Below are 15,227 nucleotides of genomic sequence, written 5' to 3' on the forward strand. Positions count from 1 at the left end.
AGCTGATAGAAACAGAAGCCACTGGAGCACCTCAAAAACACCATCATACACTAAATCAGTAAGTTGGCACCATTACCTGCATTCGCGGTAAATAACGCTGACGATAACGCCAGTGAAATCGCAACTGCGACAGGTGAGTGTTTCATTAAATATGGCATGACTGCCCCCTTTCTTTCAGGCGTAGAACATCCTCCACGCGATTAATTGTGGGTATGCTAAGAGGTTGAAATTACAAAATAGAAACGAGAATTTTATGAATGCTGGTACCTAACTTCCTCTCAAGTCGTATTTTATGAACATAAATTTTTTTAACATCAATGCTGTCTGTTTTTATAATCTCCTGGAGGCATGCTCCTGATAAAAACCTGTTAAGCAAAGTAAATTCGACAGCATTCAACTTACTTCCACGTCTGCTATTTACCCGTCTTCCGGAGAAAAGGTGGTTGATTTTATCCTGCAATATAACGTCATTATCGTCTGAATAAATAACTCCCTTTATTTCACTGTGGTGAGTGAGTAAGTAATTAGCCAATGCCTCTAGTTTACGGTCCGAGATTATAACGATGTTCATGTTAGTTATCGCCAGGCGTTCAATCCATTGCGGATCGGCCAGTACGCGCAGGTTGTACATCGAAAAGTCTACAAAAATAAACCCTCGTGACAGGTGATTCTTGTTCCTGCGTAATATTTTATTTACAACTGCAATCTGCAGGAAATGATTCCCAACCGGCCAAACTGCGAACGAGGCATTACCACAATATTGTGATCGTACTGCGTTATCTGGAAATAACTGACAGGACAATTCACAGCTTATACAGCGGGCAACTGTTTTCGACGATGTTATCATCCAGTCCACTCCTGTCTTTTTTCATTGTCAATATTTCATTGCCGTTCAAATGTGTCAATCTTGAAACATATCCAGTTATCCTGTCTTGTTTATGAAAAAGAGTATCAGGGAAATAAATTCCTGGGCTTATCTATTCAGTCAGTCCGTCGTCATAGCGAAAAAATATCACCTGGCAGAAGTGCTCCAGGAATATTTGTCACTCCTTTAAGATTATTCGGCAAAAAAAATCCAGGAAGGAGGTACACGAAATAGCACTAATAGCTAAAGATTCGTTTCCTCAGTCTGCCGCAACGTCAGTCTTTTCTCTGGTTGCGGCTCAATATAATTATTTGGGCTGGCGAAGTGTAATGAAATCTCATTATGTCGTTTTAGATGAGGTAAACCTAAGAAAATTGCCTTGTAACTAATTGAAAAATAATATGTTGTTTTTAATCTTAGATGGGGCGGTATCGCGTCCTAATCCATCTGACCTATACTGTTGTTAAATATACGTATATGTTTTTGGTGTATAGAGTTATGTATTGTTATTTCTGAGGAAAGGAAAATTGGGTAATGGTGCCAACTTACTGATTTAGTGTATGATGGTGTTTTTGAGGTGCTCCCGTGGCTTCCATCTCCATCAGTTGTCCCTCCTGCTCAGCTACTGAAGGCGTGGTGCGTAACGGTAAAAGTTCTGCCGGACATCAGCGCTATCTCTGCTCTCACTGCCGTCAAACATGGCAGCTACAGTTCACTTACACCGCCTCTCAGCCCGGTACACACCAGAAAATTATTGATATGGCCATGAATGGCGTCGGATGTCGCGCCAGTGCACGCATTATGGGCGTTGGCCTCAACACGATTTTACGACACTTAAAAAACTCAGGCCGCAGTCGGTAAACTCACGCATACAACCGGGCAGTGACGTCATTGTTTGCGCGGAAATGGACGAACAGTGGGGTTACGTCGGCGCTAAATCACGCCAGCGCTGGTTGTTTTACGCGTATGACAGGATACGGAGGACGGTTGTGGCGCACGTATTCGGTGAACGCACGTTGGCCACGCTGGAGCGTCTTCTGAGCCTGCTGTCGGCCTTTGAGGTCGTGGTATGGATGACGGATGGCTGGCCGCTGTATGAATCACGCCTGAAGGGAGAACTGCACGTTATCAGCAAGCGATATACGCAGCGCATTGAGCGGCATAACCTGAATCTGAGGCAGCATCTGGCAAGGCTGGGCAGGAAGTCACTGTCGTTCTCAAAATCGGTGGAGCTGCATGACAAAGTCATCGGGCATTATCTGAACATAAAACACTATCAGTAAGTTGGAGTCATTACCGAAAATTGTATCTCATTAACAAGTTGGTCGAGTATGACCCAGAAAACAAAACCCTGGTAAATCATATTACCGGGCGAACGATACAATTGCAGCTTCCTGCCAATCTCTGTTTTCTTTATCTCATCACCCATCCTGGAAAAATAATTTCGCAAAATAAGTTAATGGTGGTGGGATGGGGGGAGCGCAATGACGTCACAACACCGAATACCTTTTACCAGGCCATTTTGACATTACGCAATGCGCTTGCTGAGGTGGGGTTGCCGCGCGATACGGTAAAAACGATTTCTCGCCGCGGGCTTACGCTTTCCGAAGCCACCCAGGTTGAAGTATTTACCCCAACCGCTGAGCCCGTGATGGTTAATAACGAGGCGGAAATAGCTGATGATACCGCGATGCAGATGCCGGTCTGGTTGATAATAACCACCGCTGTGCTTTTGCTGATCGCGCTTATCAACGGGGGGATATTATATAAGCATTACCAGAACATGCCGTTTAGCCACTACATGCCACTTTCAACGGGCAGTACGAACAACGCCTGCCAGCTTTTTTATGCACCTAATGAACCTGTTCAGGATCATTACTTGCGCCTGTTAAAAAATCATCCCGGTCTGTGCGCCGAAAAAAGATACGTTTTTCTGATCGGCTATAGTAAAACGGAGCGAATCGCGGCGTTTGTCTGTAATAACGATGCGCGACGGGATGCGGCAGCATTATGTACCACGCATTATTTTTGGGCGCATGAGCAATGAAGACATTCCGGAACCGTATTATTTTTCTGGCGGCGTTTCTGGGGGCCGCTATCACCAGCGGCTGGTTAGCGTATTCGCATTTCTCGAGTTCGCCGATACGCTGTACGGGGGATGTGGAATGGACGATTGGTAAAAACCGATTTGTGGGTACGGTCTCCTGGCGGATGCAGCATCGGGAGGGATCCACCGTCATTAACGGTAAATTATTTGGTCAGACGGTTTCTGAAGTTAACCGGACCATCTATTTTCACTACAGCTATCATCAGAACGCGCGCGTATTAAATAACGATCGTATTGTTAAAACCTTCGCCGATAATGCGGATGAGGCTGATATCAACGCCACGCTGCCGGGTTTTTATCGCACGCCGGGAAGAGAGCTGAGCCTGATGATCGATGAGTATCGGGGGGCCTGGCTTTTTGCCGCGTCAAACGTCCCTTCACTTTACTGTCGTAAAAGCGCGCCGTAGAAATCGATCGCACACCTTAGACTGCACGCATAGTCAAATCTCTTTATTCCCGCTACAGTTATCTCTCCACGGCGAGCAGGAGATAAACATGCTTTATATCTTTGATTTAGGAAACGTAATCGTCGATATCGATTTTAATCGCGTGCTGGGTGCATGGAGCGACTTTAGCCGCGTTCCGCTGGCGACACTGAAGCAGAATTTCGCGATTGGCGAGACCTTCCATCAGCATGAACGCGGCGAGATCGACGATGAAGAATTTGCTGAACGTTTCTGCCAGGAGATGGACCTACCGTTAAGCTACGAGCAGTTTTCTCACGGCTGGCAGGCAGTATTTGTCGCCATCCGGCCTGAAGCGATCGACATCATGCACAAGCTCCGCGAGCAGGGCCATCGGGTCGTTGTGCTGTCCAATACCAACCGTCTGCACACCACGTTCTGGCCTGAGGAATATCCTGAAGTTAAGGCGGCGGCCGATAAGATCTATCTCTCGCAGGAGATGGGCATGCGTAAACCTGAAGCACGCATTTATCAGGCTGTTCTCCAGTCGGAAGGATTCACCGCGGCCGATGCGGTCTTTTTTGACGACAACGCCGATAATATAGAGGGAGCTAACCAGTTGGGTATAACGTCAATTCTGGTGACCGGAAAAGAGACGATACCAAACTACTTTGCGAAGCAGCTATGCTAAAAACCGTTCATCAAAAAGCCACGCATCATACTCGCCCCCTGAGGGCCTGGCTGAAACTGCTCTGGCACCGTATTGACGAGGACAACATGACCACGCTGGCGGGTAACCTCGCCTACGTGTCGTTGCTCTCATTAGTGCCGCTTGTGGCGGTCATCTTTGCCCTGTTTTCCGCCTTTCCGATGTTTGCGGACGTCAGCCTGCAGCTTCGTCATTTTGTCTTCGCGAATTTCATCCCTGCAACCGGGGATGTCATCCAGAACTACATTGAGCAGTTTGTTGCCAACTCCAGCAAGATGACGGCAGTGGGGGCGTGCGGTCTTATCGTTACCGCGCTGCTGTTGATGTACGCCATTGATAATGCGCTGAATACAATCTGGCGAAGTAAAAAAGCGCGGCCAAAGGTCTATTCCTTTGCCGTGTACTGGATGATTCTCACGCTGGGGCCGCTGCTGGCCGGGGCGAGCCTGGCGATCAGTTCGTATCTTCTCTCCTTGCGCTGGACGAGTGATTTAAACGGCGTAATTGATAATGCGCTTCGCATCTTCCCGCTGATCCTGTCGTGGCTCTCGTTCTGGCTGCTCTACAGCGTCGTGCCGACCACGCGCGTGCCTAACCGCGATGCGGTTGTGGGAGCGCTGGTGGCGGCGTTGCTTTTTGAGCTCGGTAAAAAAGGGTTTGCCCTCTACATCACCATGTTTCCGTCCTATCAGCTGATTTACGGCGTGCTGGCGGTGATCCCCATTTTGTTTGTCTGGGTCTACTGGACCTGGTGTATCGTCTTGCTTGGTGCCGAAATAACTGTCACTCTCGGTGTGTACCGCGAACTTAAAAAAGCAGCAGAAGCTGAAAAACAATTAGAAGCAGACCAACCATGATTGCATTGATACAGCGCGTAACCCGTGCCAGCGTCACCGTGGAGGGAGAGGTGACGGGTGAAATTGGCCCAGGACTTTTGGTGTTGTTAGGTGTCGAAAAGGATGACGACGAACAAAAAGCCAACCGCTTGTGTGAGCGCGTGCTGGGCTACCGTATTTTCAGCGATGCGGAAGGCAAGATGAACCTGAACGTCCAGCAGGCGGGCGGCAGCGTGCTGGTGGTTTCCCAGTTTACGCTGGCTGCGGATACCGAGCGCGGCATGCGCCCGAGCTTCTCCAAAGGTGCCGCGCCGGATCGTGCAGAAGCACTTTACGAGTACTTTGTTGAGCGTTGTCGCCAGCAGGAAATGAATACGCAAACTGGACGATTCGCTGCAGATATGCAGGTTTCGCTGGTGAACGATGGCCCCGTCACATTCTGGCTCCAGGTATGAGCCAACTGGCGGCGTGGCCGCGGGTAACAAGAGAGAGTACAGCTATGTATCACCTTCGAGTACCGCAAACGAAAGAAGAGTTAGACGCTTATTACCAGTTCCGCTGGGAAATGCTGCGCAAGCCACTGCATCAGCCAAAAGGATCTGAACGCGACGCCTGGGATGCGATGGCCCACCATCAGATGGTGATGGACGAAGAGGGTAACCTCGTCGCCGTCGGGCGCTTGTATATCAACGCCGATAACGAAGCGTCGATTCGCTTTATGGCGGTTCATCCCTCCGTTCAGGACAAAGGTCTGGGAACGCTAATGGCGATGACCCTTGAGTCCGTCGCCCGTCAGGAAGGCGTTAAGCGCGTCACCTGTAGCGCCCGCGAAGATGCCGTAGATTTTTTCGCCAAGCTCGGCTTTGTGAATCAGGGGGAAATCACGACCCCTCAAACCACGCCGATTCGTCATTTTTTGATGATCAAACCCATCGCCACGCTGGATGATATTCTTCATCGCGCCGACTGGTGTGGACAGCTGCAGCAGGCCTGGTATCAGCACATTCCGCTCAGCGAAAAAATGGGTGTGCGCATTCAGCAGTACACCGGACAAAAATTTATTACCACCATGCCGGAAACCGGCAATCAAAACCCGCACCACACTCTGTTTGCCGGAAGTCTGTTTTCCCTCGCGACGCTCACCGGCTGGGGGCTCATCTGGCTGATGCTTCGCGAGCGCCATCTGGGCGGCACCATCATTCTTGCTGATGCTCACATTCGCTATAGCGCACCGATAAGCGGCAAGCCGAGCGCCGTGGCCGATCTGGGGTCACTGGGCGGCGATCTGGACCGCCTGGCGCGCGGCCGCAAAGCCCGCGTACAAATGCAGGTTGAACTGTTTGGCGATAAAACACCGGGTGCGGTGTTTGAAGGCACCTACATTGTTCTTCCAGCGAAGCCCTTCGGCGCGTATGAAGAGGGTGGGAACGAGGAGGAGTAATCTTCCGTTCACTCTCCTCGGGCGTGGTTAATCCGCCCGGCGATATCCCGCATAACGTCTCGCGCTGACTGGCTGACGCCGCCAAGCTGAAAGAAGCCATGGATGACGCCCAGCCAGCGCTGAGCGGTACACTTCACACCCTGCTCAGTCAGATGCTGATACAACATTTCTCCCTCATCGCACAGGGGATCGTACTCTGCGGTAATGATATGCACTGGCGGAAGCCCGTAAAAATCATCGCGCCACAGCGGGCTGGCTTCCGGATGCTGGCGGTCAGTCTCTGCGAGATACATTTCATACCCGCTGAGCAGGGTATCGCGGGTGATAATATAATCCGTGCCATTGAGAGCATAGCTTTCAAAACTGGCGGTGGCGTCGAGCATGGGATAGATAAGAATAAGCTGCACAGGTTGCCACAGCTTTTTAACCTTAAGCCTCAGCGCCGTCACCAGCGCCAGATGCCCTCCTGCGCTGTCTCCACAGAGGGTGAGCCTGTTCTTATCCACGCCTAATTTGTCCGCATACTTCCAGACCAGATCTGCACCTCTTTCAGCATCGTCATGTGCGGTAGGGAAGGTATGCTCCGGCGCCAACCTGTACTGAACCGCGATCACCCGGCAATTGCCGTAGCAGGCTAACTGACGGAGTTGGTTGTCATGGGTATCAAAGCCGCCGCTGATAAAGCATCCGCCGTGATAGTAGATGGCAGCAGGCAATATTTCAGGGGCATTAAGAGGTGAAAATACCCGAATGGTAAGGCCCTCAAGCACTAGCGCTTCTACCTGAACGCGCGTTTCTGTCTTCCCGGCAAGCCCCGTGCTGGCAATGTACCCTGCTCGTCGTACCTCAATGGTCTGTCGACGTGACGAAGGCCGGCCTGCAGCGATAAATCCCTGAACCAGCTGCGCAATACCCTGTTCCAGTGCCATGAAAACTCCCTTTAACTGTATGGATATACAGTTTTATAACCTGGTTTGATTCAAAAGAAAATAAGAAAATTGTCGAGGACTAAAAATCTGGAAAGCGCTTCGCAAATAGCAGGAAAACTATAGCTACGGGCTTTAACCCTTCTGAATGAAAGCGTATGTTGCCTTGAAAATAGACAATAGTGATATACTAAGGTGATATATGAGTCTTTCCGCGGATCTTGATATGGGCAGAATTCTGATCGATTTGTCTGATGACGTAATTCAACGACTGGATAATCTGAAGCAGCTGCGTAACCGGCCTCGTGCCGAATTGCTTCGGGAAGCCATTGAGCAATATCTTGACCAGCAAAGTTCATCGGTTATCCGCGATGCGCTTGGTTTGTGGGGAAATCAGCAGGAAGATGGGCTTGAGTATGAACGCAAGCTGCGTGAGGAGTGGTAATCATGGAGCACATGGCGGTGTTCGATACCAATATACTCATCGATCTTTTTAATAATCGCGTTGAGGCTGCGGATGCAATTGATCGCACAGCTTCGCATCGAGCCATTAGTCTGATCACATGGATGGAAGTCATGGTGGGGGCCCGCAAACATGGTCACGAAGCGAAAACTGCGACAGTGATGGGCGTATTTGAGATTATTGATATCACCCGAGATATCGCTGAAAGAAGTGTAATTCTGCGCGAGAAGCATGGAATGAGACTGCCTGATGCTATCATTCTGGCCACAGCTCAGAGCAGAAATTGTCCGTTGATTTCTCGAAACACGAAAGACTTTTCGGGCATTACTGGAGTCGTTTCACCTTACCAACTGTAGGCCGGGCAAGCTTACGCCGCCCGGCACTGTCAGAGGGAATTACTCCCCTTCGCCCGGGAACAGGAACGGGTTGATCGAGCTGCGGGCAAAGCCCTCCTGCTCCATCTTCGCATCCAGAATCAGCGAGGCGAGATCGTCGGCCACGGCTTCGACTTTCGGGTCTTTTTCCTGATAAAGAATCTTCAGGTAAGTGCCGCAGTCGCCGCAGCTTTCGGCTTTCACCGCCGCTTCTTCATTTTCCAGCGACCAGTAGTTCAGATCGCGGGTCTGCTCGCAATTGCTGCACTTGATGCGCACCACGTGCCACTCGGTTTCGCACAGGTTGCAGTGCAGGTAGCGCAGCCCCTGAGTGGTGCCGATTTGCACCATGCTCGATACCGGCATGGAGCCGCAGACTGGGCAGAACTGGCGCGCCTCGCCGTATTCGGCGCGGGCTTTACCGGGGATCAGGCTTGCCATTTGCGCCCAGTAGAGCGACAGCGCAGCCCAGATAAACGGCGCTTTATCGCTGCTCACCAGAGCGAAGTCGGAGGCAAACAGCGCGCTCGCCATCTCTTCCAGCTCCAGGTCAGAGGCTTTTTCCAGATTCTCAATGACCGCCAGCGCGGTGCCGCTCATCTCCGGCTTCAGCTCGGCAATCAGAGAATGCAGCAGCTTTTGCCAGTGCTTGTCGCGCGGCAGGACGTGAATGTCCAGCGGCGGCTTGCCCTGCGCGTTGGCTTCTTTGATGCGCGCAGTCAGATCCATTTGCAGCGGGTGGTCGTACAGCACCACTTCCTGCGCGTGGGCAACCAGCGCGGCAAAGCGCAGAAAATCACCCAGCGGGTTGTTCTCTGCCAGCTCGCGCAGACGCTCTGCGCGGCGGTTGTAGAGGTTCTTGAGTCTGGGGAATAACAACGGCGGAATATAATCCGCCGTGCGTTTCTCGCTCGACCCCAGCTCATCTTGCGGGATTATGCGAATACTCATTCAGATGACTTTTCCTGTTTCTGGCGGACTTCACGGTACCAGCGCGGGTGATGTTTCTTCGCCCACGTACTGGTTACCCATCCTTCCACCATCGCGGTAATGGTGCCTTTCACCCAGAGGGCGGCGTAGATATGCACCATGATAACCACAATTAACGCCACTGCGGCAAATGAATGCAGCATCAGCGCGAATCGGATCACCGGGATTGAGAAAGCAGGCGCAAAGTACGGACGCCAGATGATCACGCCGCTCACCAGCAACAGGACCAGGAAGATAATCGCCGCCCAGAATACGCATTTCTGGCCGAAGTTATAACGCCCGGTATCACCCACTTCCTCGTTGACGACGATCTTACGAATATTCTTCGCCCAAAAGATATCATCCCGATTGATTAGGTTATGATGCCAGTAGCGGAAAAACATGATGATAAACGACGCGAACATGATGACGCCCACAAACGGGTGCAGAATACGCGCCAGCTGTGGTGTCCCCATGATCTGCATCAGCCAGTTGAAGGACGGGAAGAAGAACCCCAGTCCGCTTATCGCCGCCAGCATGAAGCAGAAGGCGGTGACCCAGTGGTTGATGCGTTCCGGCGCGGTGTAGCGCACGATGGTGTCACGTTTTCTCATTTGCGCACCTCGTCTTTCTCTTCATGCAGGTTGTCGTCTTCCTCTTCCGCGCGGTTCGGACCAACGCCGACGTAGTGGAAGATGCTCGCTGCGAAGGTGGCAGCAAAACCGACCGCTGCCAGCGGTTTCCAGATGCCTTTCCAGAACTTCACGGTGGCGCTGATTTCCGGGTTCTCCGGCAGGCCGTGATACAGGTTCGGCTTGTCGGCGTGGTGCAACACGTACATCACGTGCGTACCGCCAACTCCGGCCGGATCGTACAGGCCCGCGTTGTCGTAACCGCGGGTTTTCAGCTCGCCCACGCGCTCTGCCGCCAGCGTTTTCATATCCTCTTTGGAGCCAAAGTGGATTGCGCCGGTTGGGCAGGTCTTCACGCACGCTGGCTCCTGGCCGACGGTGACGCGGTCAACGCACAGCGTGCATTTGTAGACGCGGTTGTCTTCCGGGTTCAGGCGCGGTACGTCGAACGGGCAGCCCGCGATGCAGTAGCCGCAGCCGATGCACTGTTCGGACTGGAAGTCGACGATACCGTTGGCATACTGAATGATAGCCCCTTCTGACGGACATGCCTTCAGGCAGCCCGGATCCGCACAGTGCATACAGCCGTCTTTGCGGATAAGCCATTCCAGTTTGTCGTTCTGCTCAACTTCCGAGAAACGCATCACCGTCCAGGACTTGGCGGTCAGGTCCGCCGGGTTGTCGTACACCCCGACGTTGTGACCCACTTCGTCACGCAGATCGTTCCACTCCGAGCACGCCACCTGACAGGCTTTACAGCCGATACAGGTGGTCACGTCGATAAGCTTCGCCACTTCCTGCTGGTGGTCCCGCGCCTGAGGCGCGGGCGTGAAACCGTTAGTCGCGGAACGACGGATAATGTCTTGAGATTGATAAGCCATAAGTCGTCTCCGTTACACCTTTTCCACGTTCACGAGGAAGGCCTTAAACTCCGGCGTCTGCGTGTTCGCATCGCCGACGAACGGCGTCAGGGTGTTCGCAATGAACCCTTTCTTCGCCACGCCCTCATAGCCCCAGTGGATCGGAATACCGATGGTATCCACCTGCTGACCGTGAACGTTCAGCGTGCGGATACGCTTGGTCACCACCGCCTTGGCCTTGATATAGCCGCGGTTAGAGGAGACCTTCACGGTATCGCCATGGGCAATGCCGAGCTTGCCCGCCAGCTTCTCGCCGATCTCCACAAACTGTTCCGGCTGCGCGATGGCGTTAAGCAGCGCGTGCTTGGTCCAGTAGTGGAAGTGCTCGGTCAGACGGTAGGTGGTGCCCACGTACGGGAACTTGTCCTTTTTACCCAGCGCTTCGAAATCGCCCTTGAAGATACGGGCTGCCGGGTTAGAGACCACGTTCGGGTGCAGCGGGTTGGTACCCAGCGGCGTCTCAAACGGCTCGTAGTGTTCCGGGAACGGACCTTCCGCCATCTTATCGATAGCAAACAGACGTCCCATCCCTTCAGGCTGCATGATAAACGGCCCAACGTCGCTGCCCGGTGCGGCAGTGCTGTAGTCCGGAATATCAACGCCGCCCCATTTCGCGCCGTCCCACTTCAGAAGCTGACGCTTCGGATCCCACGGGTTGCCCTGCGGGTCAGCGGATGCGCGGTTATAGAGGATACGGCGGTTGAGCGGCCATGCCCATGCCCAGCCCAGCGTATTGCCCAGGCCTGACGGGTCGGCGTTATCGCGGTTGGCCATCTGGTTGCCCTTCGGCGTCCAGCTACCGGCGAAGATCCAGCAGCCGCTTGACGTGGTACCGTCATCGCGCAGGTGCGCGAAGGTGCTGAGCTGATCGCCTTTCTTCGCCAGCACGGTACCGGTGGCCGGGTCGATAACGTCCGCCAGCGCCTTACCGTTGCTCTCCATCGCCACTTCTTCCGGCGCAGGGTTTTCCGGCGTCGAGTAGTTCCAGCTCATGTTCAGCACCGGCTCAGGGTTCGCGCCGCCTTCTTCCGCATACATCTTACGCAGGCGTAAGAAGATGCCGGCCAGGATCTCGCCGTCGTTCATGGCGATGCCCGGGGCGTCCGCACCTTTCCAGTGCCACTGCAGCCAGCGTCCGGAGTTGACGATAGAACCGTTCTCTTCCGCGAAGCAGGTCGACGGCAGACGGAACACTTCGGTCTGAATCTTCGACGGATCGACGTCGTTCGATTCACCGTGGTTCTGCCAGAAGGTTGAGGTCTCGGTATTGAGCGGGTCAATCGTCACCAGGAACTTCAGCTTCGACAGAGACTCAACAACCTTGTTCTTGTTCGGGAACGAGGCAACCGGGTTAAAGCCCTGGCACAGATAGCCGTTCACTTTGCCCTGGTGCATCATCTCGAAATACTGCAGAACGTCGTAACCTTTGTCCCACTTCGGCAGCCAGTCAAAGCCCCAGCTGTTTTCAGCCGTCGCTTTGTCGCCGAAGAAGGCTTTCATCATCGAGACGAAGAACTTCGGATAGTTGCCCCAGTAGTTTACCTGGCCTTCGAGCAGCGGTTTAGGCGTGCTGGCCGTCAGGTAGGTTTGCAGGTCGGTCTGTTTCTCGCTTGGCAGGTTCATGTAACCCGGCAGGCTTTGAGACAGCAGGCCGAGGTCGGTCAGACCCTGAATATTGGAGTGACCGCGCAGGGCGTTCACGCCGCCGCCTGCCATCCCCATGTTGCCGAGCAGGAGCTGAACCATCGCCATGGTACGGATGTTCTGCGCGCCGATGGAGTGCTGCGTCCAGCCGAGGGCGTACAGGAACGACGCGGTTTTATCTTTCGCGCTGGTCTCGGCGATAAGCTCGCACACCTTCAGGAAATCTGCCTTCGGCGTACCGCAGATATTCTCAACCACCTCCGGCGTATAGCGGGAAACGTGCTCTTTCAGCAGGTTCCACACGCAGCGCGGATGTTGCAGGGTGGTGTCGCGCTTCGCAAAGCCTTTTTCATCCAGCTCGTAGTTCCAGCTGGTTTTATCGTATTTGCGTTTTTCGGCGTCGTAACCGCTGAACAGGCCATCTTCGAAGTGGTAATCCTCACGCACGATCAGGCTGGCGTTGGTATAGGCTTCGGTGTATTCGCGGTTATATTTTTCGTTGGTCATCAGGTACAGCAATACGCCTGACAGGAAAGTGATGTCAGTACCTGAACGAATTGGGGTGTAGAAATCCGCCACTGACGCAGTACGCGTAAAGCGGGGATCGATCACAATCAGTTTCGCACCGTTGTGGATTTTGGCTTCCATCGCCCAGCGGAACCCGACAGGGTGCGCTTCAGCGGCGTTACCGCCCATCACCACAATGAGGTTGGCGTTCTTGATGTCGACCCAGTGGTTGGTCATCGCACCGCGACCAAATGTTGGAGCAAGACTTGCTACCGTTGGTCCGTGTCAGACACGCGCCTGGTTGTCGACCGCGAGCATACCGAGTGCGCGCGTAAATTTCTGGGTTAAATAACCGGTTTCGTTGCTGGAAGCAGAGGCACACAGCATCCCGGTGGAGAGCCAGCGGTTGACCGTGACGCCGTCGGCGTTCTTCTCAACAAAGTTGGCATCGCGGTCTTCTTTAATGTGTTTTGCGATGCGGTCGAACGCCTCTTCCCAGCTGATTTGCTGCCATTTATCGGAGCCAGGCGCGCGATATTCAGGGAACTTGAGGCGGCTTTCGGAGTGGATAAAGTCCACCAGACCGGCCCCTTTCGGGCACAATGCGCCGCGGTTGACCGGATGATCCGGGTCGCCTTCGATATGGAAAATAGACGCTTTGGCGTTTTTAGCACCGTCGCCGAGGCTATACATCAACAGCCCGCAACCGACAGAGCAGTACGTACAGGTATTACGGGTTTCACGGGTGCGCAGCAGTTTATACTGCCGCGTTTCCGCCAGCGCTACGCCGGGCGCAAAGCCCAGTGCCGCTGCCGTGGTGCCTGCCATACCGCCAGCGCAGATCTTAAAGAACTGCCTTCTGCTGACCTGCATGGGTCACTCCTTGTTTCGACATTGCTTACATATGTAGTTTTAACTTCGCGGTTGAGAATTGACCGCAAAGGAGAAAAATTTGCGTTAATCCCTCAATTCCACGAGGGATATCATCAGAATACCACAATGTCGGTACAGCTGTTCTAATGGCGTTAATACAAAGTGAACGTATTATCACCCTGTTGACTATAAAGTGTGATATTAATCACATTATTAACCCCGCATGTTAAAGGGGTGTAGCATGCGTTTTGTTGTACCTCTCACAAGTGAGTAGGTAAACTTGATGCTGAAAAGTTGATCCATACTATGCGTAAGCCCTGTTGTTTGTGATGCAATAGCAGGCTCACCTCCGTGGTTGTTCAGGAATACCGTTGTGTCTAAACAAAACCGTGCTCCCCACTCGTCCCCCCTGCCTGCGGGCATTGTGGAACTGTCGGTACACAGACCGCCCCACATTACCCATGCCACGCCGGATTTTCTGGCGGAAGAGGTGCCCGTTGCGCTCGTTTACAACGGTATCTCCCATGTGGTGATGATGGCTTCGCCGAAAGATCTCGAGCTGTTCGCCATCGGTTTTTCCCTCTCGGAAGGCATCATTGACCATCCGCAGGAGATCTACGGCATGGATGTGGTGCAGGCTTGCAACGGCCTTGAAGTGCAAATCGAACTCTCCAGCCGCCGCTTTATGGGGCTGAAAGAGCGCCGCCGCGCGCTGGCCGGGCGTACCGGCTGCGGCGTGTGTGGCGTTGAGCAGCTCAATGATATTGGCAAACCCGTTGCGCCACTGCCGTTTACTCAGATCTTTAATCTGGCTCACCTCGACCATGCGCTCGAGCACCTGAACGATGTACAGCCCATCGGCCAGCTGAGCGGCTGCACGCACGCGGCGGCATGGGTGTTGCCGTCGGGCGATATTGCCGGGGGCCACGAGGACGTGGGCCGCCACGTGGCGCTGGACAAGCTGCTCGGTCGCCGTGCGCGTGAAAGTGATGTCTGGATGCAGGGGGCGGCACTCGTTTCCAGCCGCGCCAGCTATGAGATGGTGCAAAAATCGGCGATGTGCGGTGTGGAAATTCTCTTCGCGGTGTCGGCGGCGACCACGCTGGCGGTGGAGGTGGCGGAGCGCTGCAACCTGACGCTGGTGGGCTTCTGCAAGCCGGGAAGGGCGACGATTTATACCCATCCTCAGCGATTAATAGTTAATCAATAATTTTGAATGATAATAGCAAATCCTTCCGCTTTTAGTTGTTCGAGATGAGGTCTAGTATTTATCTCATCAAGGCACGGTGCCTTACCTAAACAACTTAATGAAAGGGTTTATATCATGAAAAGCATCAAAACTTTTGTCGCTGTAATCGCTCTGGCTACTTCTTTCGGTTCTTTCGCTGCACAGACCGTGACCGCAACCGCCTCTACCATTGATGGCGCAGAAGCTAAAATCGCGGCTCAGGCTCAGGATGCTGGCGCATCATCTTACAAAATTACCCAGGCGTTCTCAGGTAACCGCGTACACATGACTGCTGAACTGACTAAATAAGCTGTCACACCGTCGAAAGA

General features: G+C 53.2%; 17 protein-coding genes. 11 read left to right on the forward strand and 6 right to left on the reverse strand.

From position 1 onward, the window contains the following. Positions 1 to 229: 229 nt before the first annotated feature. A complete protein-coding gene (locus QMN93_RS19695; RefSeq protein WP_033146969.1) occupies positions 230 to 847 on the reverse strand; it encodes a transcriptional regulator in 618 nt (205 codons plus the stop codon). 603 nt (positions 848 to 1,450) lie between these two features. Between QMN93_RS19695 and QMN93_RS19700 the strand changes: the two genes are divergently transcribed. The 7 genes from QMN93_RS19700 (at position 1,451) to fabY (ending at position 6,362) form a co-directional block, all read left to right on the forward strand. Beyond that, positions 1,451 to 2,148 (forward strand): IS1 family transposase gene (locus QMN93_RS19700; protein ID WP_226778077.1). Its coding sequence is split into 2 segments (ribosomal slippage): positions 1,451 to 1,700 and positions 1,700 to 2,148, totalling 699 coding nucleotides; the frame shifts between segments, so codons are not numbered across the junction. Between the two features lie 20 nt (positions 2,149 to 2,168). Beyond that, positions 2,169 to 2,912: a transcriptional regulator gene (locus QMN93_RS19705; RefSeq protein WP_048981030.1), complete on the forward strand. Its 744-nt coding sequence runs from the start codon at positions 2,169 to 2,171 to the stop codon at positions 2,910 to 2,912. Further along, positions 2,909 to 3,379 carry a hypothetical protein gene (locus tag QMN93_RS19710; RefSeq protein WP_033146967.1) on the forward strand — a complete coding sequence of 157 codons (471 nt, stop codon included), beginning with the start codon at positions 2,909 to 2,911 and terminating at the stop codon, positions 3,377 to 3,379. The genes QMN93_RS19705 and QMN93_RS19710 overlap by 4 nt, the downstream gene beginning before the upstream one ends. An 88-nt stretch (positions 3,380 to 3,467) precedes the next feature. After that, entirely contained in the window at positions 3,468 to 4,067 is a 600-nt protein-coding gene (gene yihX / locus QMN93_RS19715) for a glucose-1-phosphatase (RefSeq protein WP_064673051.1), read from the forward strand. After that, complete coding sequence (locus QMN93_RS19720; protein ID WP_323619907.1) at positions 4,061 to 4,942, forward strand: virulence factor BrkB family protein; 882 nt, start codon at positions 4,061 to 4,063, stop codon at positions 4,940 to 4,942. The genes yihX and QMN93_RS19720 overlap by 7 nt, the downstream gene beginning before the upstream one ends. Next, complete coding sequence (gene dtd / locus QMN93_RS19725) at positions 4,939 to 5,376, forward strand: D-aminoacyl-tRNA deacylase (protein ID WP_008501836.1); 438 nt, start codon at positions 4,939 to 4,941, stop codon at positions 5,374 to 5,376. The genes QMN93_RS19720 and dtd overlap by 4 nt, the downstream gene beginning before the upstream one ends. 44 nt (positions 5,377 to 5,420) lie before the next feature. Next, complete coding sequence (fabY, locus tag QMN93_RS19730) at positions 5,421 to 6,362, forward strand: fatty acid biosynthesis protein FabY (RefSeq protein ID WP_193140221.1); 942 nt, start codon at positions 5,421 to 5,423, stop codon at positions 6,360 to 6,362. A gap of 8 nt (positions 6,363 to 6,370) precedes the next feature. Here the strand turns inward: fabY and QMN93_RS19735 are convergent, their stop codons facing one another. Beyond that, positions 6,371 to 7,291, reverse strand: a complete 921-nt coding sequence (locus tag QMN93_RS19735) for an alpha/beta hydrolase (protein ID WP_069303436.1) — start codon at positions 7,289 to 7,291, stop codon at positions 6,371 to 6,373. Between the two features lie 199 nt (positions 7,292 to 7,490). On the opposite strand from QMN93_RS19735, the gene QMN93_RS19740 reads away from it, so the two are divergent. Both QMN93_RS19740 and QMN93_RS19745 read left to right on the forward strand, forming a co-directional pair. Then, a complete protein-coding gene (locus QMN93_RS19740; protein WP_023309753.1) occupies positions 7,491 to 7,733 on the forward strand; it encodes a ribbon-helix-helix protein, CopG family in 243 nt (80 codons plus the stop codon). A 2-nt stretch (positions 7,734 to 7,735) separates the two neighbouring features. Next, positions 7,736 to 8,107 (forward strand): type II toxin-antitoxin system VapC family toxin, encoded by a 372-nt coding sequence (locus tag QMN93_RS19745; protein WP_083239553.1) that lies wholly within the window; start codon positions 7,736 to 7,738, stop codon positions 8,105 to 8,107. 39 nt (positions 8,108 to 8,146) lie between these two features. On the opposite strand, the gene fdhE is transcribed toward QMN93_RS19745, so the two are convergent. The 4 genes from fdhE to fdnG are packed head-to-tail and all read right to left on the reverse strand — an operon-like array spanning position 8,147 to position 13,670. Further along, positions 8,147 to 9,076 (reverse strand): formate dehydrogenase accessory protein FdhE, encoded by a 930-nt coding sequence (fdhE, locus tag QMN93_RS19750; protein ID WP_023309751.1) that lies wholly within the window; start codon positions 9,074 to 9,076, stop codon positions 8,147 to 8,149. After that, on the reverse strand, positions 9,073 to 9,708 hold the full coding sequence (fdoI, locus tag QMN93_RS19755) for a formate dehydrogenase cytochrome b556 subunit (RefSeq protein WP_008501832.1): 636 nt from the start codon (positions 9,706 to 9,708) through the stop codon (positions 9,073 to 9,075). Before fdoI ends, fdhE begins: the two co-directional genes overlap by 4 nt. Continuing rightward, the gene (gene fdxH, locus QMN93_RS19760) at positions 9,705 to 10,607 is read right to left on the reverse strand and encodes a formate dehydrogenase subunit beta (RefSeq protein ID WP_008501831.1); all 903 of its coding nucleotides are present in this window, start codon (positions 10,605 to 10,607) and stop codon (positions 9,705 to 9,707) included. Before fdxH ends, fdoI begins: the two co-directional genes overlap by 4 nt. 12 nt (positions 10,608 to 10,619) lie before the next feature. Further along, complete coding sequence (gene fdnG, locus QMN93_RS19765; protein ID WP_087822910.1) at positions 10,620 to 13,670, reverse strand: formate dehydrogenase-N subunit alpha; 3,051 nt, start codon at positions 13,668 to 13,670, stop codon at positions 10,620 to 10,622. Between the two features lie 373 nt (positions 13,671 to 14,043). Here fdnG and fdhD point away from each other — a divergent pair, with 373 nt between their 5' ends. Both fdhD and QMN93_RS19775 read left to right on the forward strand, forming a co-directional pair. After that, complete coding sequence (gene fdhD / locus QMN93_RS19770) at positions 14,044 to 14,880, forward strand: formate dehydrogenase accessory sulfurtransferase FdhD (RefSeq protein ID WP_064673053.1); 837 nt, start codon at positions 14,044 to 14,046, stop codon at positions 14,878 to 14,880. A gap of 114 nt (positions 14,881 to 14,994) precedes the next feature. After that, a complete protein-coding gene (locus QMN93_RS19775; protein ID WP_033146958.1) occupies positions 14,995 to 15,207 on the forward strand; it encodes a DUF1471 domain-containing protein in 213 nt (70 codons plus the stop codon). Positions 15,208 to 15,227 lie beyond the last annotated feature (20 nt).

The organism is Enterobacter sp. R-1.6.2 (genome assembly GCF_035064085.1).
GTDB lineage: Bacteria > Pseudomonadota > Gammaproteobacteria > Enterobacterales > Enterobacteriaceae > Enterobacter > Enterobacter asburiae_B.